Below are 26788 nucleotides of genomic sequence, written 5' to 3' on the forward strand. Positions count from 1 at the left end.
CGAACCTGCCGCAGTCCGCCGCTGCGCCAGTGCGTTTCGGCAAGCCCAACCCAAATAGTGACGCGCTTCGACGACCAGAACGACCCGGCGACCGGCGAGCCGGTGATGACCTCGGCCGCATTCCATGCGTGTGCGCGTAGCACGCCGCATAGCGCGACCTGCGTTGCATCCAGCAGCAATCAATCAGACGGTGCGCACTGTCGGGTGGATGTGGGGCCGCGTTACGGAATGCGCAGCGCGACGCAGGCATGACGGATGCCGCACGCCGCGCGCACCGAACCGATAACGGCTCGCCACGGTGTGCGGATCCTGCAATGGCTACGCCCAAAAGCCGAACGCGCACCGATGCTGCGCGTTCGACACACAGCGGCAACGGCCTCAGTCCGCCGCCAGTGCCCGTACCACCATCGCGCTATCCACCACCTGCTCCATCCGCACGATCTTGCCGTCCTGGAAGTGGTAAAGATGCGCAAACGAAGCCTGCATGGTCTTGCCGGTCTTGCGATAACGCCCGGAATACACGCCAAATGCAGCCACGCGCTCGCCGTCGGCCAGATAGGCATGCACCTTGGCCTGATAGCCTTCCCACTCGGTGGCCAGACGCTGAAACACATTGGCGAAGATGGCATCCGCGCCGACGTAGGTGCCCGCATACGGGAACCCGGCCGCTTCGGTCCAGTGCGCATCGGCGGCCAACGCGGCGCGTAGGTGCCTGGCGTTTTCTTGCGGCGCGTTTTCGTAGGTGTTGCGGATGATCTCCAGCGGCGTCGTCATTGCATCAGCCCCACTGCATCTCGCCGGTGGCGACCTTGGCGCCGATCTGCAATGCCACCGCCATACCGGCATCGGGATAGCGCGCGGTCATGGCCTTGATCAGGTCGGCACTGTTGCTGTGCCTGGCCAGCTCTTCTTCGAACGCCAGCAGATAATCGTGCGTATAGGTGATGGCCGATGCATCGGTCGGCGCCCCCGGCACCATGTGCCCGGGCACGACCACCGAGGGCGACCGCGCCGCCATGCTCTGCAGCGTCTTGCGCCAGGCGGCACGCCCTTCGGCACCGCGCGTGTCGGCTGTCCACACATGCGTGCCGGAAAACACCAGCACGCCACCGACGATCGCCTTGAGCGCCGGCACCCACACGTAGCGTCGATTGGTCAGACCGTCGGCATCGACGATCTCCAGTGCGTGGTCTTCCAGGGTGAGCGTATGGCCGTCGAACGCCTCCGGCATCACGATGTCGGCCAGGGTCTGCGGGCCGTTTTCCTTCAGCTGCGGGCCCCAGGTGGCCAGCTTCTTTTCGATATTGCCCTTGATCGCCGCGATGGTGGCCGAGGCGGCGATGACGCGCGCCTTGGGAAACGCGGCCTTGATCGGCGCCAGGCTGAAGTAATAGTCCGGGTCGCTCTGGCTGATGTAGATGCTGGTCAGCGTCTTGCCGCTGGCACGGATGGCCTCGGCCAGCGCCTTGCCGTCGGGCAGCGTAAAGCCGCCATCGATCAGCACCGCATCGCGTGCGCCGGAAATCAGGACTGGCGCGCGGAAGAACCCATGTTCGCCGGCGGGGAAATGGTGATAGGTCAGTGTGGTCTGTGCAGCCATGGCGGTATTCGCTCCAAAGAAGGCCGTCGCGACACTCGCAACAGCCAGGGTTTTGATGACGTCTCGTCGGGTTGGCATTGGTTTTGGCCTTTTGGGATGGCGATGGTTTGAGGTGGAGTGGAGCTAGGGCTGGAGTTGGGTTGAAACGCTTTGATCAGCGCGCGTGCAAAGCGAAGCCTGGGCCGGGGCAGCACGTGCGCCCTTCCCCTCATCCGGCGCTACGCGCCACCTTCTCCCGATGGGAGAAGGGAGCGAGAGCCCCTCTCCCGCCGGGGCACCAGGGCACGGCTTACGCGCCACTGGCGCGTGTGCCTTGGTGCGCCCGCACCACTGGCGCGGGCCGGGGCGCGGAGCGGGGGTTGGGGTGAGGGTGCGGCGGGAGACAGCCCCTTCACTGGAGACGTGTGTGGGTGAAGGTCCGCTGCGAGACAGTCAACCCCACAACGAGAAACCAGTCACCCGGCCGCCTAAAAATGCCCAGCATCCAACTGCCGCAGGACTAGATCGGGGTTCCCATAACCCGCCCCGACATCCAGCAACCACCGCTTGCCAGACGACTGTGCAACCAACGTCGGCACGCCGCGCACATCGAATTCCTGCAACAACGCCAGCGCCTGGTCGATACGTGCCTGCGTCAGCGCAAGCAGCTGCGCATCCGGCGCGGCGATCTGCTTCGCGGCCTGCTCCAGACCCAGCGATTGCAGCAGGCCAGCCAGCGTGCCCAATGCAGTCACATCATCGCCCTCCACATAACGCGCCTGCTGGATGGCACCGAGCAAATGCACTTCGCGCGAGGGATCGATGTGTGCCACCGCCGTCAGCGCCAGCGTCGCCAGGCCGCTGTCGAAGCGCTGCTGGCGATCGCCAAGCACGCGCTGACGATACTGCTCGCTGAAAACCTGGCCGGTCAGCTGCGCAATGCGCTGATCGTTGGACCAGGCGTAGCCGGCGAAGGTGTCGTCCATTGCCCTGGCGCCAGCGCCCAGAAACAGGCCGGCGGGCAGCAATTCCAGGGTGACATCGGCCCGCGCCTGCAACGCCGAGACCACCGCCGTTGCGCCGTAGCACCAGCCGCACAGCGGGTCATAGAGGTAGTGAACAGTGGTGGACATGGCGGCGGCATCCAGTGGCGATGGATGCATCCTAGGCCGCCTCCGTTGACTCTTAAATCCATCCGCAATAAACATACCGTATGCCAACAACACACAATCGAACCGAGTCCGGCCCCGGTGGCCTGGGTAATCTGCGCCGCCTGGCGTATTTCGTGGCGGTGGTAGACACCGGCTCGTTCACGGCAGCCGCCGAGCGCCTGGGCATTACCAAAGCCGTGGTCAGCCAGCAGGTGGCCCGCCTGGAACGCGAATGCCGCACTTCGCTGCTGGTGCGCACGACCCGCAAGGTGCGCACCACCGAACTCGGCCAGGCGTTCTATCAGCGCTGCGCGGCGATCCTGCGCGATACCGACGATGCCTTCGATACGCTGACCGACACCGCCGCCGAACCGTCCGGCCTGCTCAGGCTCACCGCCCCGCTGGACTACGGCGTACACGTGGTGGTGCCGGCCATCGCGGCCTTCACCCGGCGCTATCCGGCCTGCAAGGTCGACGCGATCCTCAGCGACCAGACCCTGGACCTGATGACGGCCAACATCGAGCTTGCGATCCGCGTGGGCTGGCTGGCCGAAAGCAGCCTGCAGGCACGCAAGATCGGTGCGTTCCGGCAGTTGCTGGTCGCGCCTTCCACGATGACCGCACAGCTGGCCGGGCTCACCGCGCCACAGGACATCGCCACACTGCCGTTCATCGCCAACACTGCATTGCGCGATCATCAGCGCTGGCACTTCGCCCATGCCACGCATGCGCCGCAGAGTGTGGACGTGCAGCCCGGCATCTTTCTCGACGCCACCCTCGCCGTGCGCGAAGCGGTCTGCCAGGGCGCGGGAATCTCGGTACTGCCGGATTATGTGGTCGCCGACGATCTGGCCGCAGGTCGTTTACTGCATGTGCTGCCGCAGTGGCAGTTGCCGTCCGGTGGTATCCATGCGGTATTCCCGGCAACGCGCTTTCGACCGGCAAAAGTGCGTGCGTTCGTGGATGTGTTGCTTGAGCAGACGGCGCAGCAGCACGCCCTCTAAATCGAACGCTGCGAGCCGATCGAATTAGCCGATAAGCCACAACAGGCGACGGCGGCCACGAAGACGCTGACACAACGCGGCAATGAGCCATCGGATTTTGCAATCCAATATCGCCACCATAAAAAAGGCCACCCGAAGGTGGCCTCTCTCACACTCACACGCTTGCGCGCGATGCGTGTTTCTTACTTCACCAGCGCAGCAATCGCCGCACCCAGATCGCCCGGCGAACGGACGGTCTTGACGCCAGCAGCTTCCATCGCCGCGAACTTGCCTTCGGCCGTACCCTTGCCGCCCGATGCGATCGCACCGGCGTGGCCCATGCGCTTGCCGGCCGGAGCCGAGGCACCGGCGATGAAACCGACGACCGGCTTCTTCACGAACTGCTTGATGTACTCGGCACCGGCTTCCTCGGCGTCGCCACCGATCTCGCCGACCATGATGATGCCTTCGGTCTGCGGGTCTTCGTTGAACAGCTTGAGGCAGTCGACGAAGTTCAGGCCGTTGATCGGGTCGCCGCCGATCCCGATGCAGGTGCTCTGGCCCAGGCCCACTTCGGTGGTCTGCTTGACCGCTTCATAGGTCAGGGTGCCCGAACGCGACACGATGCCGATCTTGCCCGGCTTGTGGATGTGGCCCGGCATGATGCCGATCTTGCACTCGCCCGGGGTGATCACGCCGGGGCAGTTCGGCCCGATCAGCACGGTGTCCGGATGGGCACGGGTCAGCACGTTCTTGACGCGCAGCATGTCCAGCACCGGGATGCCCTCGGTGATGCAGACGATGACCTTGATGCCGGCCGCAGCCGCTTCCAGGATCGCATCGGCCGCGTACGGCGGCGGCACGTAGATCACCGAAGCGTCAGCGCCGGTGGCAGACACAGCGTCGGCCACGGTGTTGAACACCGGCAGGTCGATATGCGTGGTGCCGCCCTTGCCCGGCGTCACGCCGCCGACGACCTGGGTGCCGTACTCGATCATCTGAGTGGCGTGGAAGGTGCCCTGCTGGCCGGTGAAGCCCTGCACGATCACCTTGGTGTTCTTGTTAATCAAAACGGACATGGATAGTTCCTTCGGTGTCGTGAATCAGGCGGCGTTCTTGACAGCTTCAACGACTTTCTTGGCACCGTCGTTGATGTTGTCGGCCGGGATGATGGCCATGCCGCTGTCGCGCAGCAGCTGCTTGCCTTCTTCCACGTTGGTGCCTTCCAGGCGCACCACGACCGGAACCTTGACGCCCACTTCCTTGACCGCGGCGATGATGCCCTCGGCAATCATGTCGCAGCGGACGATGCCGCCGAAGATGTTGACGAAAATGCCCTCGACCTTGTCCGAAGACAGGATCAGCTTGAACGCTTCGATGACGCGCTGCTTGTTGGCACCGCCGCCCACGTCCAGGAAGTTCGCCGGCTCGCCGCCGTTGAGCTTGATCACGTCCATAGTGGCCATGGCCAGGCCTGCGCCGTTGACCATGCAACCGATGTTGCCGTCCATGGTGACGTAGTTGATGTCCAGCTCGGACGCGGTCACTTCGGTCTCGTCTTCCTGCGTCTTGTCGCGCATGGCGACCAGCTGCTTCTGACGGAACGCGGCGTTGTCGTCGCTGTCGAACTTGCCGTCCAGCGCGTACAGGTTGCCGTCGTCCAGGATCGCCAGCGGGTTGATTTCAACCAGCGCCAGATCCTTTTCGTTGAACAGCTTGTACAGGTTCACCATGATGCTGGCGAACTGGCCGGCCTGCTTGGCGGTCAGGCCGAGCTTGAAGCCGAAATCGCGGCCGTGGTAGCCCTGCACGCCTTCGACGAAGTCGACGTTGAGCGCGTGGATCAGTTCCGGGGTTTCGGCAGCGACCTGCTCGATTTCCACGCCGCCTTCCGAAGAAGCGATGTAGGTGATGGTCTTGGTGCCACGGTCGACCAGCACCGACAGGTACAGCTCCTTGACGATCTCACCGGCGGTGGTCACCAGCACCAGGTTGATCGGCAGCTCGACGCCGGCGGTCTGATAGGTGGACATCTTGGTGCCGAGCATCTTGGCTGCTGCGGCCTTCACGTCGTCGGTGGTCTTGCAGAACTTGACGCCGCCAGCCTTGCCGCGGCCGCCCGCGTGGATCTGCGCTTTCACCATCCAGGGGCCCTTGCCCAGGGAATTGGCGGCTTCGACCGCTTCGTCCGGAGTAGCCGCGACCTTACCGGCCGGGACGGGAATGCCGTACTCGGCAAGCAGCTGTTTTGACTGGTATTCGTGGAAATTCATGCGTCACCGTGGGAAAAGGAAACGACCGCTGCGTGCAACGCAGACCGCCAGGGCGGCACGTCAAGAGACGCGAACGGGCCGCCTATTGTGGCTGACCGCGCCGTGCGGCGCAAAATTCGACGATCGTGCCGGCCCGATTGCAGCGCTTGCACGCCGCGCCGCAGTGTGCACACGTGCTGCGCACACCGCGCACCTGCCTATACTCGCGGCTCGTTCCAGCGGGGGAATCGGTTTGCCATCCAGCGCATCGCTTATCGACCGGTTCCAGTCAGCGCCGCAGCGCGAGCTGTACTTTTTTTCGCTGTACCGGGTGCTAGTGGCGGGCCTGATCGCCGCACTGGTGTTCAGCCCCTTGTCCGATGCCATCCCCGAGCCGCGCTACCCGCGTCTGGCCGCCGGTGTGGCGATCGGGTACCTCTGCATCGCCGTGCCGCTGCTGTTCGGGGGCCGCAGCGAGCGCAGGCTGACCACCACCGTGTTCTGTTCGGTGCTGGCCGACATCCTTGCCGCCACCCTGGCCACGCACGCCCTGCCCGGCGCCAGCGCCGGCATCGCGATGATGTTGCTGTTCAATGTCGCCGCCGCCTCGCTGCTGCTGCGCCTGCGCTACGGCATGAGCATCGCGGTGCTCGCCAGCGGCGCCATCGTGCTGGAATACCTGTGGACCCTGCTCGAAGGCGGCGGCGCCGCCCGCCCGGTGGCCGAACTGGCCATGTTCGCCACCAGCTACGTCGCGGTGGCCTTCATCTGCGAACAGATCGGCTCGCGCGCGCGCCGCAACCAGGTGCTGGCGGAAGAACGCGGCGCGCAGGTGGCCAATCTCTACGAAATCAACGAACTGATCATCCGCCGCATGCGCACCGGCGTGCTGGTGGTCGATACGCACAACCACATCACCCTGGCCAACGAAGCGGCACTGGCGTTGTTGGGCGATGGCGACCAGCGCAACGCCCCGGCCGACCTGTCGCTGGCCGCACTCACCCCGGAACTGGCGCGCCGCCTGCAACGCTGGCGCAGCGGCTGGCGCCAGGAAGAGGCCCCCCTGCAGCTGGGCGCCGACCGCCCGGAAGTGCAGCCGCGCTTCGTGCGCCTGCTCGCCGACAGCGACCTGGTACTGATCTTTCTGGACGACGCCACGGTGGTCTCGCGCCGCGCCGAATCGCTCACCCTGTCGGCAATGGGGCGCTTTTCTGCCAGTCTGGCGCACGAAATCCGCAACCCGCTCGCCGCAATCAGCTACGCCTCACAGTTGCTGGAAGAATCCCCGGACATCGGCGATGCCGACCGCCGCCTGCTGCAGATCATCCACCAGCAATGCCAACGCACCAACGGCATCGTCGAAAGCGTGCTCGCACTGGCCCGGCGCGAGCGCGCCAACCCGGACAACCCGGACAACCTGGATCTGGCCGCATTCGTGCGCCGCTTCGTGGTCGAGTACCGGCAGACCCTGTCGATGGAAACCGACATTCTGGAAGCCAGCATCCAGGGCGCCTCGGTGCATGCGCTGGTCGACCCAAAGCACCTGCACCAGATCCTGACCGCACTGGTCCACAACGCACTCAAGTACGGCCGGGTCATGGACGAACCGGCGCGGGTCAAGCTGCGCGTGGAGCGCCTGGAGCGCATGGCGGTGATCGATGTCATCGACCGCGGGCCCGGCATTCCGGAGACGGTGGCCGCACAACTGTTCCGCCCGTTCTACACCACCTCCGAGCACGGCACCGGGCTCGGCCTGTACATCGCCCAGGAACTGTGCCGCGCCAATCAGGCGCAACTGGATTACGTCTCGGTGCCGGGCGGCGGCGCGTGTTTCCGGATCCTGTTGCAAGGGCCCAATGGCCTGCTTGGGAAGTGAGCGATTACTGCGCCGCATTGTCTGCAACGCGGACCCAAGGTGATAGCGCGACCCATTGATGAACGGACGTGTGTAGTCGCTCTGCGTGGGCGCAAACCCCGACGACAATTGTCGTCCGTCATCGCGCTGGGCTATCGTGCGCACCATGAGCGAACCCAAAAGTGCCTTGGTTGTCGATGACGAGCGTGATATCCGCGAGTTGCTTGTTCTCACCCTGGGCCGGATGGGCCTGCGCATCAGCACCGCGGCCAACCTGGCCGAAGCGCGCGAGCTGCTGGCCAACAACCCCTACGACCTCTGCCTGACCGACATGCGCCTGCCAGACGGCAACGGCATCGAACTGGTCACCGAAATCTCAAAACAGTATCCGCAGACCCCGGTGGCGATGATCACCGCGTTCGGCAGCATGGACCTGGCGGTGGAAGCGCTGAAGGCTGGCGCGTTCGACTTCGTCAGCAAGCAGGTGGACATCGGCGTGCTGCGCGGCCTGGTCAAGCACGCGCTGGAATTGAACAACCGCGACCGCCCCGCCCCACCGGCGCCGCCGCCGGAACAGGCCAGCCGCCTGCTCGGCGACTCCGGTGCGATGGAAGGCCTGCGCGCCACCATCGGCAAGGTCGCGCGCAGCCAGGCGCCGGTCTATATCGTCGGCGAATCGGGCGTGGGCAAGGAACTGGTCGCACGCACCATCCATGAGCAGGGCGCACGCACCATCCATGAGCAGGGCGCACGCGCGGCCGGCCCGTTCGTGCCGGTCAACTGCGGCGCCATTCCCGCCGAACTGATGGAAAGCGAGTTCTTCGGCCACAAGAAGGGCAGCTTCACCGGCGCGCATGCCGACAAGCCCGGCCTGTTCCAGGCCGCGCATGGCGGCACGCTGTTCCTGGACGAAGTGGCCGAATTGCCGCTGCAGATGCAGGTCAAGCTGCTGCGCGCGATCCAGGAAAAATCGGTGCGCCCGGTCGGCGCCTCCAGCGAGTCGCTGGTGGACGTGCGCATCCTCTCGGCCACCCACAAGAACCTCGGCGACCTGGTCTCCGACGGTCGTTTTCGTCACGACCTGTACTACCGCATCAACGTGATCGAACTGCGCGTCCCGCCACTGCGCGAACGCAGCGGCGACCTGCCGCAACTGGCCGCCGCCATCATCGCGCGCCTGGCGCACAGCCACGCCCGCCCGATTCCGCTGTTGACCCAATCCGCGCTCGACGCGCTGGACACATACGGTTTCCCCGGCAATGTCCGCGAGCTGGAAAACATACTCGAACGCGCCCTGGCCCTGGCCGAAGACGACCAGATCAGCGCCAGCGACTTGCGCCTGCCCGCCCACGGCGGCCACCGCCTCGCCGCCAGCCCCGGCAGCGCCGCCATCGAACCGCGCGAAGCCGTCGTCGACATCGACCCCGCCTCGGCCGCGCTGCCCTCCTACATCGAGCAACTCGAGCGCGCCGCGATCCAGAAAGCGCTGGAAGAAAACCGCTGGAACAAGACCAGAACCGCCGCGCAGCTGGGCATCACGTTTCGGGCGTTGCGTTACAAGTTGAAGAAGTTGGGGATGGAGTGAGGGGGGTACACCAAATCTCACCCTCGCCCATACGGGTATAATTGCGATAGCCACGTGTCCGAGAAGTCGTCATGAAAAAGCCCAGGCTTGAGACCGTTGTCGAGCATTATCGCGCCACCCGCAGAGACAACTTTGCCGCCAGCCAACGTCTGGAAGGCATAAAAACCCCTGACACGGCCGCAAACAATCAGAACCCCTTACCCAGCAAAGATGCATTGCGCAAGAAGTACTTGGCCCTTTCCCGCCCAGTATGAAAGGCAAATATGCGGTCGTTGCTGACCCTGCCTGCTATGCCGGCACAAGTGTTCTCCGGAACAAACTGAACATCGTCGACCCGGATATGTTGGAGGCGGCCGAAGCCGCCTTCGCAGCAACCGCAGTGCAATCCATCGAAATAGGCGCGCCGCCATTCGATCTTGCTTATCTTTGCAGCTTGCATCGGCAGCTGTTCGATGAAGTCTACGATTGGGCAGGCATGCTCAGAACCGTGGATATCTCCAAGGGCGCCACGCGATTTTGCATCAGCAGTCGCATAGAAGCCGAAGCAAATCGCGTTCTGAGCCAGCTGGACGCTACCGATCCGACCACCCTGCCTCGCTCCGCGCAGATACAGTTAGTCGCGGAGCTCTATGGCGAACTGAATATGATTCACCCCTTCCGTGAGGGCAACGGTCGGACGCAGCGCCTATTCTTTGAGCATTGGTTGCTGCTCAATGGACTGGCGGTCTCGTGGAAGCATGTGAGCGCAGGCACCTGGCTTGCAGCCTGCATCGCTGCAGTGTCATGCGATTACGCACCGCTGGAAAAAGTGTTCGATAGTTGCATCACGCAGATCGAAGAACCGTCAGTCGATCAGGATTACGACTGACGCTCCACTCAGTCCTTGGTCACCCGATTGATCTCCGCCAGGCTCGTCACCCCATGCGCCGCCTTCACCAGCGCCGACTGCCGCAAATCGCGGATGCCGATCCTCTGCGCCGCCTCGGCGATCTGCATCGCGTTGCCGCCTTCCAGCACGATCGCGCCGATCTCTTCGGTCATCGGCATCACCTGATAGATACCGGTACGGCCCTTGTAGCCTTCGGTGCACTCGTCGCAGCCGACCGCTTCATATAGCTCAATACCTGCAGCGATCTGCTGTTGCGTGAATCCTTCGGCCAACAACGCATGCTCGGGCAAGCTCGCCTTGCGCTTACAGTTATTGCACAGCCGACGCGCCAGACGCTGCGCGATCACCAGGGTCACCGACGAGGTGATGTTGTACGGCGCGATGCCCATGTTCATCAAACGCGCGATGGTCTGCGGCGCATCGTTGGTGTGCAGCGTAGACAACACCATATGACCGGTCTGCGCCGCCTTGATCGCAATCTCGGCCGTCTCCAGGTCGCGGATTTCGCCGACCATGATGATGTCCGGGTCCTGGCGCAGGAACGAGCGCAGCGCCGCGGCGAAGGTCATGCCGCGCTTGTTGTTCTGCTGCACCTGGTTGACCCCGGGCAGGCGGATTTCCACCGGGTCCTCGGCCGTGGAGATGTTGCGCGTCTCGTCGTTGAGGATGCCCAGCGCCGTATACAGCGACACCGTCTTACCCGAACCGGTCGGCCCGGTCACAAGCACCATCCCGTAGGGCTTGTGGATCGCGTCCAGGAACAACTTTTGCTGATCCGCCTCGTAACCCAGCTTCTCGATCCCCAGCTTGGCTGCGCTACCGTCCAGAATACGCAGCACCACCTTCTCGCCGAACAGGGTCGGCAAGGTGCTCACACGGAAGTCGATCTGCTTGGTCTTGGACAGGTTGAGCTTGATGCGCCCGTCCTGCGGCACCCGCTTCTCGGCGATGTCCAGCTGCGACATCACCTTCAGGCGCGCCGCGATGCGCTGGCTCAGCTTCACCGGCGCCTTGGCTACGTTCTTCAGCAAGCCGTCGATCCGCAACCGCACCCGGTAGTCGTCTTCGTAGGGCTCGAAATGGATGTCGGAGGCTCCCCGCCGGATCGCATCCACCAGCACCTTGTTGACGAACTTCACCACCGGCGTGTCGTCGCCCTTGGCATCGACCCCGGAATCCCCGCCGGCGCCCATGTCCTCGTCTCCGGTGGAGACGTCTAGATCCCCCATCTCATCGTCATCGTCACCCATTGACGAGCCAAGCGCCGCATTGCTGGCTTGCCACTGCTCCAAGGTGCGACGGATCTGATCCTCATCAACCAGGATTGGCTCGACCACCAAATTGGTGTGGAATTTGATGTCATCCAGTGCCCGAGTCTGGGTCGGGTTGCTCACCCCCACGAACAACCTGTTGCCGCGCTTGAACAGAGGCAGCACCTGGTACTTCTGGAGCAACTCTTCACTGACTAGCTTGACCGCGTTCTGGCTGGCATCAAAGACAGAAACATCCATCAAGGGCATGCCGAACTCAACCGCATTAGCGGCGGCAAGTTGGGAAGCTGTGACCAACTTTTTCTCGGCGAACCACTGCGGTAACGGGACCTTGGCCGATGCGGCCTGATCCATCGCTGCTCGTGCGATAGCTTCGTCCAGTACACCGTCCTGAACCAGACGACGAGCAATTCCGGTGATCCCGACTAGATTGACAGTGGCAGCTACGTTCATGAAAAAGGTTCCTGGGAACAGCAGACTAAAAGTACTCCATTGTCACTGAGTGCAATGGAATCAGCGCAGTGGATTGCAGTAATCAGTAGGCTTAACTACTACGCCAGATGTCCAACTACCATTTCAGCAAGGTAACAATCCTGTCGCATTAAAAACAAACGGGCCCGCAAAATTTGCGGGCCCGTCACAAAGAGCAGCGAAAAAAAACATCAGATCGATTCAGTCAATTTCTCTCTGCCTTGTTCAAGGCTGAGTATTAGGTTCCACCGCAGGTCTTGGGCTTCAGCTTCTGAGCAACGTTTGTGGCGCAAGTCCAAGCGCCTACAACACCAGCGGTGGTATCAGCTGCGCGGCTCCAAGTAATGGTTTGCCCTGCAACTTGAGCATTGCCCTTCAGGGTGCAAGTCACGGTGGAAAGACCCGTCGTTGCTACGTTTACAGTGTAAGCGCAGCGGTCAGAGCTGGGTTGCAAACCTACGTCCCCCGGAGCGCTGTAGGCGGTAGTGATGCCGTCTGCAACCTTAGTTTCAATATTGACCTTGGCAGGCGTGATCTCTGCCAAACCTGCAGCGACCTGCGACTTCGCGGTGTAATCCTGGTAGGCCGGCAGTGCAATGGCAGCCAGAATGGCGATGATCGCAATCACGATCATCAGTTCGATCAGCGTAAAACCTTGTTGCTTCTTCATAGATGTCCCCTAGAGTTGTTGAGTGTTCGCCCACGGGCCACTCCCTTTGGGCGCCGCGTAGCGGAAGCCACGTGCAGGGTTGTGCAAGCAGGATGCATGCCAAGTATTCGGCAACCACCCCAGTTCCCCCTACGGCAAATGATGACGCATGTTGCACGCGCCTTGGGAGCCACGATGCGGAACTGGGACACGCTCCTCGACCAGCCCCCAGCGGTCACTAGGTGACGTGAAACGTCAGGCCCTAACGCTATCTGAGATGGCATCGGGGGGGCAGGAAGCAGATGCCATGCATCCCGGAACGGGTTACCATCTAAAGGGTGTTCACCTGGGGATGGTGAATGGGGGTCTCACATGTCAGCAGTACGTAGTGCCATCAAAAACAAACCGACCGCACAGGTAGATCAGATGAGTCCGTTTGTCTGGGAGGGAACAGACAAGCGCGGCGTCAAGATGAAAGGCGAGCAAACGGCCAAGAATGCAAATTTGCTACGCGCAGAATTGCGACGCCAGGGCATTACGCCGACCGTTGTCAAGGTGAAGCCCAAGCCGCTGTTCGGCTCTGCTGGTCAGAAGGTGACTTCAAAGGACATTTCGTTCTTCAGCCGGCAAATGGCAACAATGATGAAGTCCGGTGTACCGATCGTCGGTGCGCTGGAGATCATTGGCAGCGGCCACAAAAACCCGCGCATGCGTAGCATGGTTGGACAGATTCGTAGCGATATCGAAGGTGGCTCATCGCTGCACGAGGCAATCAGCAGGCACCCGGTGCAGTTCGACGAACTGTATCGAAACCTGGTCAAGGCTGGCGAAGGCGCCGGCGTCCTTGAGACGGTGCTGGACACCGTGGCTACCTATAAAGAGAACCTGGAAGCATTAAAGGGAAAGATCAAGAAGGCCCTGTTCTATCCCGCAACGGTGGTCGCGGTAGCGCTTTTGGTCAGCTCAATTCTGCTGATCTTTGTCGTGCCGCAATTTGAAGACGTTTTCAAAGGCTTCGGTGCGGAACTTCCTGCGTTCACCCAGATGATCGTCAATGCATCAAGGTTCATGGTGTCTTGGTGGTGGTTGATCTTGTTTATCGTAGTCGGCGCGGTGGTTGGCTTCATTTATGCGTACAAGCGCTCCCCATCAATGCAACACGGCATGGACCGTCTAGTGCTCAAGGTGCCGATTATTGGCAAGATAATGCACAACAGCTCGATCGCCCGCTTTTCCCGCACCACAGCCGTGACATTCAAGGCTGGCGTGCCGCTGGTCGAGGCACTGAGCATTGTTGCTGGCGCCACGGGTAACTCAGTCTACGAGAAAGCTGTGCTGCGCATGCGAGACGATGTATCGGTAGGCTACCCAGTCAACGTCGCGATGAAGCAGGTCAACCTGTTCCCGCACATGGTGGTGCAGATGACTGCCATCGGCGAAGAGGCAGGTGCACTTGACGCCATGTTGTTTAAGGTCGCCGAGTACTTCGAGCAGGAGGTCAATAACGCGGTCGACGCCCTCAGTAGCTTGATCGAACCACTCATCATGATATTCATTGGTACCGTTGTCGGCGGCATGGTCATCGGCATGTACCTGCCTATTTTCAAGCTAGCCACTGTAGTTGGATAAAACGTAATGGCATTTCTCGACCAGCATCCCGGTCTCGGCTTTCCCGCCGCGGCCGGACTGGGACTGCTGATCGGCAGCTTCCTGAACGTGGTAATCCTGCGCTTGCCCAAGCGCATGGAGTGGCAGTGGCGGCGCGATGCGCGCGAGATCCTGGAGCTACCAGACATCTACGAGCCGCCGCCGCCGGGGATCGTGGTGGAGCCCTCGCACGACCCGGTCACCGGCGACAAGCTCAAGTGGTGGGAGAACATCCCGCTCTTCAGCTGGCTGATGCTGCGCGGCAAGTCGCGCTACAGCGGCAAGCCGATCTCGCTTCAATACCCGCTGGTGGAGTTGCTGACCTCGATCCTGTGCGTGGCTAGCGTCTGGCGCTTCGGCTTCGGCTGGCAGGGCTTTGGCGCGATCGTGCTGAGCTGTTTCCTGGTGGCGATGTCGGGCATCGACCTACGCCACAAGCTGTTGCCGGACCAGCTGACCCTGCCATTGATGTGGCTAGGCCTGGTCGGCTCGATGGACAACCTCTACATGCCCGCCAAGCCCGCCCTGCTGGGCGCGGCGGTGGGCTATGTCTCGCTGTGGACGGTGTGGTGGCTGTTCAAGCAGCTCACCGGTAAGGAAGGCATGGGCCACGGCGACTTCAAGTTGCTGGCTGCGCTCGGCGCCTGGTGCGGGTTGAAAGGCATCCTGCCGATCATCCTGATCTCCTCGCTGGTCGGCGCCATCCTGGGCTCGATCTGGCTGGTGGCCAAGGGCCGCGACCGCGCCACCCCGATCCCGTTCGGCCCCTACCTGGCCATCGCCGGCTGGGTGGTGTTCTTCTGGGGCAACGACCTGGTGGACGGCTACTTGCACCTCGCAGGCCTGCGTTGACCGGGGTATGACGATGAGCGACTTCATCGTCGGCCTCACGGGTGGCATCGCTTCCGGCAAGAGCGCCCTGGCCGCCGAGTTCGAGAAGCTGGGCGTACCCGTGATCGATGCCGATATCGTTGCGCGGCAGGTCGTGACGCCCGGTCCCATTCTCGATGCCATCACCGAGCAATTTGGCCACGGGATCCTGTTACCGGATGGGACACTGGACCGCCAAGCGCTGCGCCAGATCGTCTTCGGCGATCCCACGCAACGGCGGGCGCTCGAAGCGATCACCCATCCTGCAATTCGGGCCGAGCTGCAACGTGCGGCACTGGCCGCCGATAGCCTCTACGCCATCGTCGCGATCCCATTGCTCACCGAAGCCGGCGGGCGGGCGACGTATCCCTGGCTAGACCGCATCTTGGTTGTGGATGTATCGGTTGCGACGCAACATGACCGCTTGATGCAACGTGACAGCATCAAGACAGCCCTAGCCCATCAGATGATCACCGCACAGGCATCCCGCGAGCAGCGATTGGCCATTGCGGATGATGTCGTCAGAAATGACCGCAATCCGGAACGACTAAGAGAGGAGGCGCTCAAACTGCACATAGACTATCAGGAGCATGCACAAGCAAAGCGGCATACGGCAAAAGCCTCCTAGCTGTCATTCTGATGTTACTTAGTTGAAAGTTGAATTTTTCAGGAGTTTTTTGACCTCATTACAATAGCAGGCGTCTCCACATGCACATAGATGCAGCAGCGCCTACCATCTAGGAAAAAGAGATTGATTCCAACGTAAAAATGTCGGCAACTCGAGCAAAGGGTGCATCAGCGCAGTTGACGCAACCCAAATTTCGGAAGAATATCAAAGGATCTGGCACCAAGCCCCGCATAGCCAAAGCAACAATTAAAAGGATTTAAAGTGAAAATCGAATCACGTGGATATTCAGGGAAGAAGTCGCTTGCATGGGCGTTATTGCTATTCATCACATCACTTGTTACTACCAATAGTTCAGCGTATGCGGCGAATACTCGCTTTTGTTACGAAAGTGCATGTTTTCAAACACTCGGCGAAGCCGAATCAGAGATGCGAAGCCACTTTGCATATGGAAAATTCCTAGAGAGAAGTGGGACTGAAGTTGCGTCCCCTCCGCCAAACTCCTCGATTCACCTTCTATACCTTGCGCCGGATCAGCCACCGGAAAAATTCAATCCACCAAACTACTCAATTGGAGGATGGGACAACGAAGCTTCCGCAGGCTTTTGCCAGCCGGCGGGTGATCCGAACTACCCTAATCGCTGCGCCAAGGAAGAAGAAGCGATCGAGAGTATGAAAGCGCGTTGGCAGAGCACATATCCAAACTGCTCTTTTACCAATTATCGAATTGAGGGAATTTATGGAGAGCCATTCGTTTCCTCGAAACAACAAGGTCCTGTTGGCTTACTACAATTCGCCACACCACAAGACCGATATTTGAAATACGACACGCATTGCCCAGGCTGGGGGAAATCAGAACCTGGCGAATTCTGGCTATTAAAGTTGCAAACCTTTGTTTGTCCGGGGGGATACTGGGCAATCTCAGGATTCAATCCCGCCTTTAATACATCAGGAAACCCAGACGCCGTCGCTGAGTGGCCCTATCTTTGCACTGCGGGAAAGCCAGTACATCAAATTGCAAAAATTGATCCTATTGGCCCTAAGCAAACCAGCTCTTGCCCGGCCAATGAAAACCCTTGCTTCCCTGCCACCGGGGACAAGATGCTCACTGAGCCGGACCTCAGCTTTGCAGGCCGTGAATTTAGCCGATTTTATCATTCCCTTCAAGAAATTCAAATTTCAAGCTCCATCGGGCTTGGCTGGGGTCACACATTTCTAGAAAAACTAAACTACAACGGAAACACCAACCGACCCCAATTATTCAACGAAAAAGGGTATTTGCAAACATTTACCTCAGCGGGCAGCCGCATTTACCGAGGGGATCAAGATGCAACCGATCAGCTGCGCTGGCTGGATGACGGCTCATGGATTTTAACCAAGGGAAGTGGCGAACGGCGCACATATTCTTCAATCGGCGACCTGCAGGAAATATTTTCACCATCAGGTCCAATCTACAACGTAGCCCTATCGTATAGCCGTGGCCGTCTGGCAGTGGCTCTAGACGGGGCTGGGAGAGCGTTACGCTTTTCCTATAATGGACAAGGGCTGCTCCAGCGCGTGGCTCTGGATGACGGCACAAGCGTATCGTACGAGTACGATCAGAGTAAGAATCTGGCCAAAGTGATCTATCAGGATGGATCGTCTAGATCCTATCGATACGACGAGCCCGACCTTGCACCAAGTGGTATTGGCCATCTTCTCACCGGCATTTTTGATAACGATATTCGCTATGCGACGTTCCGCTACGACCCCCAAGGAAACGTGAGCAGCAGCATGCTGCATGCTGGCTCGAACTTGGTGGCCAAGACAGTCATCGCGTACGCCGCTGCAGGGCCAGCAACCGTGACAGGCCCTCTTGGCGAGGTGTCGACCTACACCCTATCTCCTGGACCCTTCCCGCAAGTGACAGGGATTACCAACTCTCGCGGCTCGCTTAGTTCCATCTTCGATGAACGAGGAAGGCCTAGAGGAGGTACGGATCGTAACGGCGTTTCAACGTACCGGGACTTCATAGACACCACAGATTCCGGGTTATTGGTCCGTGAGACCTTGTCTTCGCAGGCCGGACAACTGAGAACAACTGAGGTGACGCGTAATACTAGTAACCGTATTGTCAGTCGCAACATTATTTCATCGTCTAGCACAGTCAGCGCCGAAACATCGACATACAACGCGCTAGGGTTGATCCTGTCATCGTGCCGCTACGATCCTGCGATTGCGCAACCATCGGTATATGAATGCGGCAGTCAATCGTCGGCGCCTCCGGGCGTGAGGCAAACAACCTATCAGTACTGCGATGCATCCGGGCAAACGGGATGTCCGCAGGAGGGATTATTGCGTCAGACCATCGCGCGCGGACCTGCCGTTCGGTACACCTACTTCGATACTGATGATGTCGGTTGCGGTTCGCTTGGTGGCACATGCCTTCACCGCAAAGGTGACCTATGGAAAATCACCAACACCCTCGGCCAGACAACCGAATACCTCGCCTACGACGGCGCAGGCCGCCCGCTATCCATCAGGGACACCAACAGCATCGTCACCGACTACACCTATCACCCACGCGGTTGGCTGACTGCCACCAAGGTGCGTGGAAGCGATGCGTCCAGCGAGGCCGATGACCGCATCACTCGCATCGACTACTGGCCCACCGGCCTGGTCAAGCAGGTCACCCAGCCCGATGGCGCATTCACAGCCTTTACTTATGATGCGGCGCATCGGCTGACTGATATCGCCGATAACGCGGGCAACACCGTCCACTACACGCTGGACAATGCCGGCAACCGCATCAAGGAAGACACCAAGGACGCGGCCGGTACGTTGAAGCGCACGCTCTCGCGTGTCTACAACCAGCTCGGCCAGCTCAAGACCCAGGCCACCGCCGTGGGCGACCCCACCGACTTCGGCTACGACGCCAATGGCAACACCACCGCCGTGACCGATGCGTTGGGCACCGCCACCCAGAGCGAGTACGACCCGCTCAACCGCCTGTCGCGCACGCTGCAGGATGTCGCCGGCATCAAGGCGGGCACCACCTTCGACTACGACGCGCTGGACAACCTCACCAAGGTCACCGACCCCAAGGGCCTGGACACCAGGTACGAGTACAACGGCTTCGGCGATCTGGTGAAGCTCACCAGCCCGGATACCGGCGTCACCAGCTACACCTACGACAGCGCCGGCAACCGCGCCACCCAGACCGACGCGCGCGGCAATACCACCGCTTACGGCTACGACGCGCTCAATCGCCTGATCAAGGTCACCTACCCCACCACCAGCCTCAACGTCAGCTATACCTACGACGTGACGCAGACGGCCTGCGCGAGCGGGGAGACCTTCTCCATCGGTCGCCTGACCAAGATGCAGGACGGCGGCGCCATCACCCAGTACTGCTACAACCGCTTCGGCGATCTGGTGCGCAAGGTGCAAACCAGCAACGGCAAGGCTCTGGTGCTGCGCTACGACTACACCGTCGGCGGGCAGTTGCGGCGCATGACCTATCCCGATGGGGCGGTGGTCGATTACGTGCGCAACGCGCAGGGCCAGACCACTGAGGTCGGCGTGACCCCGGCCGGCGGCAGCCGGCAGGTGTTGCTGGGCAACGCCAGCTACTACCCGTTCGGCCCGGCCGCCGGTTGGACCTACGGCAATGGCCGCACCCTCGCCCGCCGCTACGATCTGGACTACCGCCCGCAGGCAATCCAGGACACCCGCCCGGGCGGGCTGGAAGTCGGCTTCGGCTTCGACCCGGCCGGCAATCTCACCGCACTGACCCCCGCCGGCAATCCCGCGCCGGAGATCGGCCTGGGCTACGACACCCTGGGCCGCCTCACCGGCCTCAAGGACGGCCGCACCGGCACGCTGATCGACGGCTACAGCTACGACGCCACCGGCAACCGCCTCAGCGCCAAGGTCGGCGCCACCACGCAGATCTATACGTATCCAACCGATAGCCATCGCCTCAGCGCAGTGGCCGGCGTCGCCCGCACCTACGACACCACCGGCAACACCACCGCCATCGGCGGCACCGCGCGCCAGTACACCTACGACACCACCGGCCGCATGACCCAGGCCCGCCGCGCCGGCGCGGTGACCATGAACTACCGCTACAACGGCCGTGGCGAACAGGTGCGCCGCTTCCTCGGCACCACCAACACCTACACGCTCTATGACGAAGCCGGCCACTGGCTGGGCGATTACGACACCAATGGCGTACCCAAGCAGCAGGCAATCTGGCTGGACGATCTACCGGTCGGCCTGCTGGCCAATACAAACACGCTGCACTACATCGAACCCGATCACCTGGGCAGCCCACGCGTGGTGATCGATCCAACCCGCGATATGGCGGTGTGGACGTGGAGCTTGAAGGGCGAAGCCTTCGGCAACACCGCGCCGAATCAGGATCCTGATGGCGATGGTGCGGCGTTGGTGTTGGATCTGCGCTTCCCGGGGCAGCGGTTTGATGCGGCGAGCGGATTGAATCAGAACTACTTCCGGGATTATGAGGCGGCGACTGGGCGATATGGACAGAGTGATCCGATTGGACATGAGGCCGGACCTTCCACATATTCATACGTCGGCTCATCCCCTCACGTTAATGTCGACCCTACGGGTCTAGCGCACCTTGTTGGCTTCAGCGTTCCACGACAGACTCAAGTTTTGCTAGCCCTAGCTGATGCCCGTGAAAAAATACGCAGGTGCGATATGGGCCAGTGCTATGAGGGATTGGAAGATTACTTCATGAACAGCTCGGACCGTGAGCACATACTTGAAAAACTAAATACTATGACTGTAGTTTATAATCCAGGCCTCATGGCAGGCCTAGGCTATGCACCGCAATTCCAAGACAGCACAATCCAAATCGGCCCACTCGCCTTTAATAGCACCTGTGAACTTGCAGCCACGCTCGCCCACGAGGCAAATCATCTGGGGCGAAACTGGGCCGGAGGACGTGGCGCAAATGAAACGCGCTCAGAATATATAGAACAAAAGTGCTTTGGCTGCGGCGGAAACTTTGCAAAGTACAAAAAATAAATAAATGAAAACCACACAGCAAAAGCCAGCAGAAATTTTATTTATCATTAGAATAGCTGCATGTATTTTAATGGCGCTTTTTGCAACCCCCGGATTAGCAAAATGCCTTGATAAATACTATACTATTGCGGGATCAATCATTAATGAGGATGGAAGCATAGCTGCCGATGCTTTAGTCGGCGTTGCGTGGACTGAAAACGGCGAAGCTGCAGGCCCTGCAATTTCCAAAACGAATTCCAAAGGAGAATTTTTAATTAACTTCAGATTTCGCACATTTAGTGGAATTAACTCGCAGGGAGACGAGTGCAAGGGCAAACTCAGAAATGTCAGCCTTTCAGCTAGAAAAAGCAAAATAAAATCAATTCATCTCAAAGTCCCAGTAGAAAGCACTACAACAAATAATATAAATCCAATTAAAGTTCCGCCCCTGCCATTAACATTGCCCGATGAGAAGTGACTACTTGTTCCGCGCGCCAGATATCCCGAGCGATAAAATTCTCCGAGAGATGGCACAAGCCTGTGAAGCTACTGATAGAGTGGAACACCTCGTATAAAGACAGTTGACTTTCCAATCAACCAGTAGCACCCTTCACCTCAAGGAGCGTAGAAACTCCTCTCATAGCGGTACCCACCTCCGTCAAACTGGTGGGTTTTTTGTGCCTGTTCGCAGGTGCAAACCGACGCGATGCCTGCGTCGGGAGGGCGGCTAATACAACACTCCTTCGGGAGGAATACGCCCGCCGGCTATGAGCGGTTTCTAACCTCCCGACATCCCGTCGCCGGCCGGCGACGGTGCCTGTTCTTCGAAGGAGGCGTTGTCATGGCAAATGTATCGATCTTGCAGGTGAGTGAGCATCGTCGCTCCATGGTGCTGGCGGAGGTGAGGCGATGAGCCGGGCGCGGTCTCCAACCTCAAAGCGGTCCAAGCCGGATGCCAAACGCACCGCTATCGCCAAGCAGACTGAGCGCGCGATCGATGCACAGCCCGTGCGGCTGGTTCCATCGCCCACGTTCGATGTGGACAACCTCGACTTCGACCATCGCCCCAGGCGCCGCGTGGACGATCTGCCGCCGCGCCCACCCCGCAAGGCGCGCACGCCCACGCGCTGCACGGTGGGTTATGCGTTCTACGAGGCGGAGCCGGGCCGGCCGCACAGCCAGCGGATTCCCAGCGTGCGCTTGCGCGGGCTGTGGCTGGAGCAGTTGGGGTTTGCGGTTGGCTGCAAGCTGCAGATCACCGCGCGTGAGGGCGAGTTGGTGGTGACGGTGGAGCGCGCACCCTCGCAATGAACGAGTGACACATCACCGTAATGACATCGACATTACGGAGGCGCTACACTGCGCCGACTAGCAGGAGCCAACGCATGTCCACACCCAACACTACGCCCGGCAAGCGCGAAACCTTGAATCTCCGCATCAAGCCCGAGGAACGCAACCTGATCGACCGGGCCGCCAAGGCGCGCGGGAAGAACCGCACCGATTTCGTGCTGGACGCGGCGCGCTCGGCTGCCGAGGAAGCCTTGCTGGACCAGACCCTTATCGCGGCCAGCCCGGACGCCTACGCCGCCTTTCTGGTACGGCTGGACATGCCGCCGCAGCCGAACGCGCGCCTGCGCAAGACGATGCAGACGCCCGCTCCTTGGGAGAAGGCATGACGGTATCGGCGCCGGAACCGCTGACAGCGCATCACCGGGTCGAACCGTTCGCATCGGGCGTGGAGAGCCTGGACCACTGGCTCAAGCGCCGCGCCCTGAAAAATCAGGCGACCGGTGCGTCACGGACCTTCGTTGCCTGCGCGGATGAACGCGTGGTGGCCTATTACGCCTTGGCCTCGAGTGCGGTCGCCGTGGACGCGACGCCCGGCCGCTTCCGTCGCAACATGCCGGACCCGATCCCCGTGGTGGTGCTTGGCAGGCTAGCTGTCGACCAATCCCTGCACGGCAGAGGGTTTGGCCGCGCCCTTGTGCAGGATGCTGGCAAGCGCATCCTGCATGCGGCCGACATCATCGGCATTCGCGGGCTGCTCGTGCATGCACTCTCGGCGGACGCCAAGGCGTTTTACGAGCGCATCGGCTTCGAACCTTCCCCGCTGGATCCCATGCTGCTGGTCGTCACGCTGGAAGACCTGAAAGCCAGTCTGTGATCTGGTCGAGGGACGCGGTAGAAGGTGGGAGACCGTCGCGGACGGTGGTGCGCTTCATGATTCCAGAACTGCCACCAATCGCCGGGTGAAGCTTTGCCGGTAAAGCCCTCGCGCACGAGTGCGCTCCTACAAAAGCGCGCGTGGTTGGTTAGCGATGGAATGCCAGTGTTGCGATGACGCCGCGCTCCTGGCCTGGGCGCACGCTGACGCGCCAGCCGTACAAGTCGCATAGCCGGCTGACGATCGATAGGCCGATGCCGCCGCCTTGCGAGTGGCCGGCGTGGGTGCCGCGGTAGCCGCGCTGGAACAGTTTGGCGGCGTCCTCTTCGCTCAGGCCGGGGCCGGAGTCGATCACTTCCACACAGTCGCCGCGCACGCGCACGCGTACCTGGCCGTCCTGGGTGTACTTGACTGCGTTGCCGATCAGGTTGCCCAGCGCCACCGACAAGGCGGATTCGGGCGCGTCGATGACCAGATCGCGCTCGCCTTCCAGCAGCAGTTCCAGCGGTTTGCCGCCGAGTTGGGCGCGGTGCGCATCGATCAGTTGTTCGGCCACCTTGGCGACATTGCTGCTGCCCTGCCCGCGCTCGTTGCGCGAGAGCAGCAGCAACGAGCCGATCAGGTCGCTGCATTGCAGTTCGGCGCGCTGGATGCGTTGCAGGCGTTGCAGCATCTTTTCGTCGAGATTGGGCTTGCTGAGCAGCAGTTCGGTGGCGCCGCGGATCACCGCCAGCGGGGTGCGCAGTTCGTGGCTGACGTCGGCGTTGAATTCGCGGTCGCGCTGCACCACTTCTGTTAGGCGGGCAGAGTAATCGTCCAGGGCTTCTGCGAGCTGGCCCACTTCGTCATCGGGGAAGTGCGCGGCCAACGGCTTGGGCTCGCTGGTGCCGCCACGGTAGGCACGCAGGCGCGCGGCCAGATCGGACACCGGGCGCATCACCTTGGACGCAGACCACCAGCCGATCACCAACGAAAACCCGCTGAAAACAAGCACCGAGAGCATCAGGGTGCGCTTGAGCTGGATCTCGCCCTTGAGGGTCTGGGTCATGTCGTAGGCGAGGAAAAACCACTCGCTCGGCGTCTTGCGCACCGCCAGTTTGTACGAATACGCGTTGCCGCCCTCGTCCACACCGGAGATGGTGTGGATGCCGTCGGGCAGCTGGTACCACTCGGGCTGCTCCAGGCGCAGCGCTTCGAATTTGTCGCTTTTGACCACCCGCCCACGCATCTGCTGCACCGGCAGATCGGGGTTACGCAACGGGTCGGAATAGAAACGCTGCGCGAAGGCGTCGATATTGCGGTTCATCACATCTTCGACCAACTGGTTTTCCACGCGCGAGCGCGCCCAGTTGGTGGCGAAGGCGAACAGTGTGGTCAGGCAGAAGCCCAACAGCACGAACGACAGAATGATGCGGCTGCGCAGGCGCCGCCGGTAGCGGCCACGCCTGCGGGCGGGCCGCGCGCCGTTATTGCTTTCAGGCATCGGGCGAGGCGATGCGATAACCGATGCCGTGACGGGTCTGGATCATCGGCACGTCGAACGGCTTGTCGACCACCGCGCGCAAGCCGTGGATATGCACGCGCAGCGAGTCCGAATCGGGCAGTTCTTCGCCCCAGACGCGGGTCTCCAGCTCCTGGCGGGTGACCACGGCCGGCGAAGCTTCCATCAGCGATTGCAGGATCTTCAACGCGGTGGGGTTGAGCTGCAACAGCTTGCCGCGGCGGCGCACTTCCAGCGTGTCCAGGTTGTATTCCAGGTCGCCGGTTTCCAGCACGCGGGTGTGCACGCCCTTGCCGCGACGCGACAACGCGTTGAGCCGCACTTCCACTTCCTGCAGCGCGAACGGCTTGATCAAATAGTCGTCGGCGCCGGAGTCGAAGCCGGCCAACTTGTTGTCCAGCGAATCGCGCGCGGTGAGCATCAGCACCGGCGTCTGCTTGCGCGCTTCGTTGCGCAGCTTGCGACACACTTCGATGCCGTCCATGCCGGGCAGGTTGAGGTCGAGCACGATGGCGTCGAACTCATGCACCACGGCCAGATGCAGGCCGGTGACGCCGTCGGCGGCGAAATCCACCGTGTGGCCACGGTCTTCCAGATAGTCGCCCAGGTTGGCGGCGATATCGCTGTTGTCTTCAATTACTAGAATGCGCACTTAAGCCTCAATGCTCGAAAGTCGGGAGAACTAGCGGTTTGGATCGATAATCTTTGGCACACGCTGAGCCGTAGTCAAATCGCGCTCACCTTGGTCTCGGGAGCGACGACGCTCAGCGACGGTTTGGCAGACCGTGCTGCTGCGATGAGAGCCTGTCGCCTTTTCGCGCAGGCAAATTAAACGACTCTCCTCACCCGCTTTGGTCAGAATTGTGTTGACTAACTCCTGCTCGTTGTAAATCGCCACCTTTCGGTCCAGCGGCAGCTTCTCTACATCGCTGTGCTCGGCGACTGCAATTTCGATGCGAGTAAGGGCACTTAGCACTTTAGCGCGATCTTCCTGACTGATCTCGGAGTACTTCGCACCACTGCTTAATTCCGTGCGCACCTGCGCCGCTTGCTCGGCGAAGGGTTTTCTAACATCTAAGCTTGCAGACGTCGCTGCTTGTGCGGTGAAGACTAAAGACATCAGTGCTGCAGAATTCAGAAGGTTGCGCATGGACATGTCGATTCCTTGTCGTTTTGACTTTTAACATTTCCGGACTGTGACGCGAATCCACGAGCGGGGCAAGCAAGCCATTACAAAAAGGCCCAGGTGCCGCTAGGCACCCGGGCCAAAAATGCATCCCGATCACCGTCACTGCCGAGAGCGGAGCTACGGTCGGGAGAGGCTAGCGGGGCAAGGATTACGGTTTCGTTATTTTTTCGATAAAAATGTTAAATCCCCCATCAACGGGCCGTCTGCTCCAGGTACTCAATGATCGCGGCGGCCACATCCACGCCACAGACGCCTTCCACGCCTTCCAGGCCGGGGGTGGAATTGACCTCCAGCACCAGCGGGCCGCGATTGGCGCGGATCAGGTCTACGCCGGCCACCGCCAGGCCCAGGGCGCGCGCAGAGCGCACCGCGACCTCCTGCTCCTGCGGCGTGGCTTCGGCCACGGCGGCAGTGCCGCCCAGGTGCAGGTTGGAGCGGAAGTCGCCCTCGGCAGCCTGGCGGCGCATGGAGGCGACCACCCGGTCGCCGACCACGAAGCAACGCAGGTCGGCGCCCTCGGCCTCGCCGATGAATTCCTGCACGATGAAGTTGGCGTACAGCCCGCGCAAGGCCTCGACCACGCCGCGCGAGGCGCTGGCCTTCTCGGTGAGGATCACCCCGGCGCCCTGGGTGCCTTCGTTCAATTTCACCACGTGCGGCGGCGGGCCGAGCATGGACAGCAGGTCCTGGGTGTCGTCCGGGTTGTCGCCGAACACGGTCACCGGCATGTCGATGCCCTGGGCGGCCAGCAGTTGATGCGCGCGCAGCTTGTCGCGCGAGCGCAGGATGGCGTCCGAAGGATTGGGCGTGTAGCTGCCCATGAATTCGAGCTGGCGCAGCACTGCGGTGGCATAGCGCGTGACCGAGGCGCCGATGCGCGGGATAACCGCGTCGAAGCCGGTGATCGGCTTGCCCTTGTAGTGCAGGCTGAAGCCATCGGCGGCAATGCGCATGTAACAGCGCAGCGGGTCGAGGATGCGCACGGTGTGCCCACGCTTGCGCCCGGCCTCGATGAGCCGGCGGGTCGAATACAGCTTGCTGTTGCGGGAAAGGATGGCGATTTTCATCGCGGAGGGTGCGCGGCGCGGCCTGGA

General features: G+C 61.2%; 24 protein-coding genes. 13 read left to right on the top strand and 11 right to left on the bottom strand.

What is annotated here, in order from left to right:
• Positions 1-378: 378 nt before the first annotated feature.
• The 3 genes from NYR97_RS02420 to NYR97_RS02430 all read right to left on the bottom strand — a co-directional run bounded on the left by NYR97_RS02420 (position 379) and on the right by NYR97_RS02430 (position 2712).
• On the bottom strand, positions 379-774 hold the full coding sequence (locus tag NYR97_RS02420) for a nuclear transport factor 2 family protein (protein WP_210763046.1): 396 nt from the start codon (positions 772-774) through the stop codon (positions 379-381).
• Positions 775-778: 4 nt separating this feature from the next.
• Positions 779-1600 carry an MBL fold metallo-hydrolase gene (locus NYR97_RS02425; protein WP_316696518.1) on the bottom strand — a complete coding sequence of 274 codons (822 nt, stop codon included), beginning with the start codon at positions 1598-1600 and terminating at the stop codon, positions 779-781.
• A 467-nt stretch (positions 1601-2067) separates the two neighbouring features.
• Entirely contained in the window at positions 2068-2712 is a 645-nt protein-coding gene (locus tag NYR97_RS02430) for a DsbA family protein (protein WP_316696520.1), read from the bottom strand.
• An 80-nt stretch (positions 2713-2792) separates the two neighbouring features.
• Between NYR97_RS02430 and NYR97_RS02435 the strand changes: the two genes are divergently transcribed.
• Positions 2793-3734, top strand: a complete 942-nt coding sequence (locus NYR97_RS02435) for a LysR family transcriptional regulator (protein WP_316696522.1) — start codon at positions 2793-2795, stop codon at positions 3732-3734.
• A 182-nt stretch (positions 3735-3916) separates the two neighbouring features.
• Here NYR97_RS02435 and sucD read toward each other — a convergent pair whose 3' ends face one another.
• Together sucD and sucC are read right to left on the bottom strand one after the other, a co-directional pair.
• Positions 3917-4792 (bottom strand): succinate--CoA ligase subunit alpha, encoded by an 876-nt coding sequence (gene sucD, locus NYR97_RS02440; protein ID WP_006450729.1) that lies wholly within the window; start codon positions 4790-4792, stop codon positions 3917-3919.
• Between the two features lie 24 nt (positions 4793-4816).
• Positions 4817-5986 carry an ADP-forming succinate--CoA ligase subunit beta gene (gene sucC, locus NYR97_RS02445; protein WP_006450728.1) on the bottom strand — a complete coding sequence of 390 codons (1170 nt, stop codon included), beginning with the start codon at positions 5984-5986 and terminating at the stop codon, positions 4817-4819.
• A 232-nt stretch (positions 5987-6218) separates the two neighbouring features.
• Between sucC and NYR97_RS02450 the strand changes: the two genes are divergently transcribed.
• From NYR97_RS02450 to NYR97_RS02465, 4 genes are all read left to right on the top strand, one after another.
• Positions 6219-7841 carry a sensor histidine kinase gene (locus NYR97_RS02450; RefSeq protein WP_316696527.1) on the top strand — a complete coding sequence of 541 codons (1623 nt, stop codon included), beginning with the start codon at positions 6219-6221 and terminating at the stop codon, positions 7839-7841.
• 145 nt (positions 7842-7986) lie between these two features.
• Positions 7987-9405: a sigma-54-dependent transcriptional regulator gene (locus NYR97_RS02455; RefSeq protein WP_425613029.1), complete on the top strand. Its 1419-nt coding sequence runs from the start codon at positions 7987-7989 to the stop codon at positions 9403-9405.
• A gap of 71 nt (positions 9406-9476) precedes the next feature.
• On the top strand, positions 9477-9659 hold the full coding sequence (locus NYR97_RS02460; protein WP_316696530.1) for a YhfG family protein: 183 nt from the start codon (positions 9477-9479) through the stop codon (positions 9657-9659).
• Complete coding sequence (locus tag NYR97_RS02465) at positions 9656-10273, top strand: Fic/DOC family protein (protein WP_316696532.1); 618 nt, start codon at positions 9656-9658, stop codon at positions 10271-10273. The genes NYR97_RS02460 and NYR97_RS02465 overlap by 4 nt, the downstream gene beginning before the upstream one ends.
• Before the next feature lie 8 nt (positions 10274-10281).
• Here NYR97_RS02465 and pilB read toward each other — a convergent pair whose 3' ends face one another.
• Positions 10282-12018 carry a type IV-A pilus assembly ATPase PilB gene (gene pilB, locus NYR97_RS02470; protein WP_316696533.1) on the bottom strand — a complete coding sequence of 579 codons (1737 nt, stop codon included), beginning with the start codon at positions 12016-12018 and terminating at the stop codon, positions 10282-10284.
• Between the two features lie 256 nt (positions 12019-12274).
• Complete coding sequence (locus NYR97_RS02475) at positions 12275-12706, bottom strand: pilin (protein ID WP_316696535.1); 432 nt, start codon at positions 12704-12706, stop codon at positions 12275-12277.
• Positions 12707-13057: 351 nt separating this feature from the next.
• Here NYR97_RS02475 and NYR97_RS02480 point away from each other — a divergent pair, with 351 nt between their 5' ends.
• From NYR97_RS02480 to NYR97_RS02515, 8 genes are all read left to right on the top strand, one after another.
• Positions 13058-14314: a type II secretion system F family protein gene (locus tag NYR97_RS02480; RefSeq protein ID WP_212580037.1), complete on the top strand. Its 1257-nt coding sequence runs from the start codon at positions 13058-13060 to the stop codon at positions 14312-14314.
• A gap of 6 nt (positions 14315-14320) precedes the next feature.
• Positions 14321-15184: a prepilin peptidase gene (locus tag NYR97_RS02485; protein ID WP_316696538.1), complete on the top strand. Its 864-nt coding sequence runs from the start codon at positions 14321-14323 to the stop codon at positions 15182-15184.
• A gap of 13 nt (positions 15185-15197) precedes the next feature.
• Positions 15198-15830 (top strand): dephospho-CoA kinase, encoded by a 633-nt coding sequence (coaE, locus tag NYR97_RS02490; protein WP_316696539.1) that lies wholly within the window; start codon positions 15198-15200, stop codon positions 15828-15830.
• A 669-nt stretch (positions 15831-16499) separates the two neighbouring features.
• Positions 16500-20861: an RHS repeat-associated core domain-containing protein gene (locus NYR97_RS02495; protein ID WP_425613059.1), complete on the top strand. Its 4362-nt coding sequence runs from the start codon at positions 16500-16502 to the stop codon at positions 20859-20861.
• A gap of 4 nt (positions 20862-20865) precedes the next feature.
• Positions 20866-21318: a hypothetical protein gene (locus NYR97_RS02500; RefSeq protein WP_316696542.1), complete on the top strand. Its 453-nt coding sequence runs from the start codon at positions 20866-20868 to the stop codon at positions 21316-21318.
• A 431-nt stretch (positions 21319-21749) separates the two neighbouring features.
• Positions 21750-22151: a SymE family type I addiction module toxin gene (locus tag NYR97_RS02505; protein ID WP_316696544.1), complete on the top strand. Its 402-nt coding sequence runs from the start codon at positions 21750-21752 to the stop codon at positions 22149-22151.
• A gap of 74 nt (positions 22152-22225) precedes the next feature.
• Positions 22226-22516, top strand: a complete 291-nt coding sequence (locus NYR97_RS02510) for a type II toxin-antitoxin system TacA family antitoxin (RefSeq protein WP_316696546.1) — start codon at positions 22226-22228, stop codon at positions 22514-22516.
• Positions 22513-23004: a GNAT family N-acetyltransferase gene (locus NYR97_RS02515; protein ID WP_316696548.1), complete on the top strand. Its 492-nt coding sequence runs from the start codon at positions 22513-22515 to the stop codon at positions 23002-23004. Before NYR97_RS02510 ends, NYR97_RS02515 begins: the two co-directional genes overlap by 4 nt.
• Before the next feature lie 148 nt (positions 23005-23152).
• Here the strand turns inward: NYR97_RS02515 and NYR97_RS02520 are convergent, their stop codons facing one another.
• The 4 genes from NYR97_RS02520 to rimK form a co-directional block, all read right to left on the bottom strand.
• Positions 23153-24487, bottom strand: coding sequence for a sensor histidine kinase (locus NYR97_RS02520; protein WP_210763036.1), 1335 nt, complete (start codon positions 24485-24487; stop codon positions 23153-23155).
• The gene (locus tag NYR97_RS02525; protein WP_006448355.1) at positions 24480-25157 is read right to left on the bottom strand and encodes a response regulator transcription factor; all 678 of its coding nucleotides are present in this window, start codon (positions 25155-25157) and stop codon (positions 24480-24482) included. The genes NYR97_RS02520 and NYR97_RS02525 overlap by 8 nt, the downstream gene beginning before the upstream one ends.
• Positions 25158-25187: 30 nt before the next feature.
• On the bottom strand, positions 25188-25661 hold the full coding sequence (locus NYR97_RS02530; protein ID WP_316696552.1) for a hypothetical protein: 474 nt from the start codon (positions 25659-25661) through the stop codon (positions 25188-25190).
• Between the two features lie 224 nt (positions 25662-25885).
• Positions 25886-26761 carry a 30S ribosomal protein S6--L-glutamate ligase gene (rimK, locus tag NYR97_RS02535; protein WP_458575838.1) on the bottom strand — a complete coding sequence of 292 codons (876 nt, stop codon included), beginning with the start codon at positions 26759-26761 and terminating at the stop codon, positions 25886-25888.
• Between the last annotated feature and the right edge of the window lie 27 nt (positions 26762-26788).

Source organism: Xanthomonas hydrangeae, assembly GCF_032697525.1.
Taxonomy (GTDB): Bacteria; Pseudomonadota; Gammaproteobacteria; order Xanthomonadales; family Xanthomonadaceae; genus Xanthomonas; species Xanthomonas hydrangeae.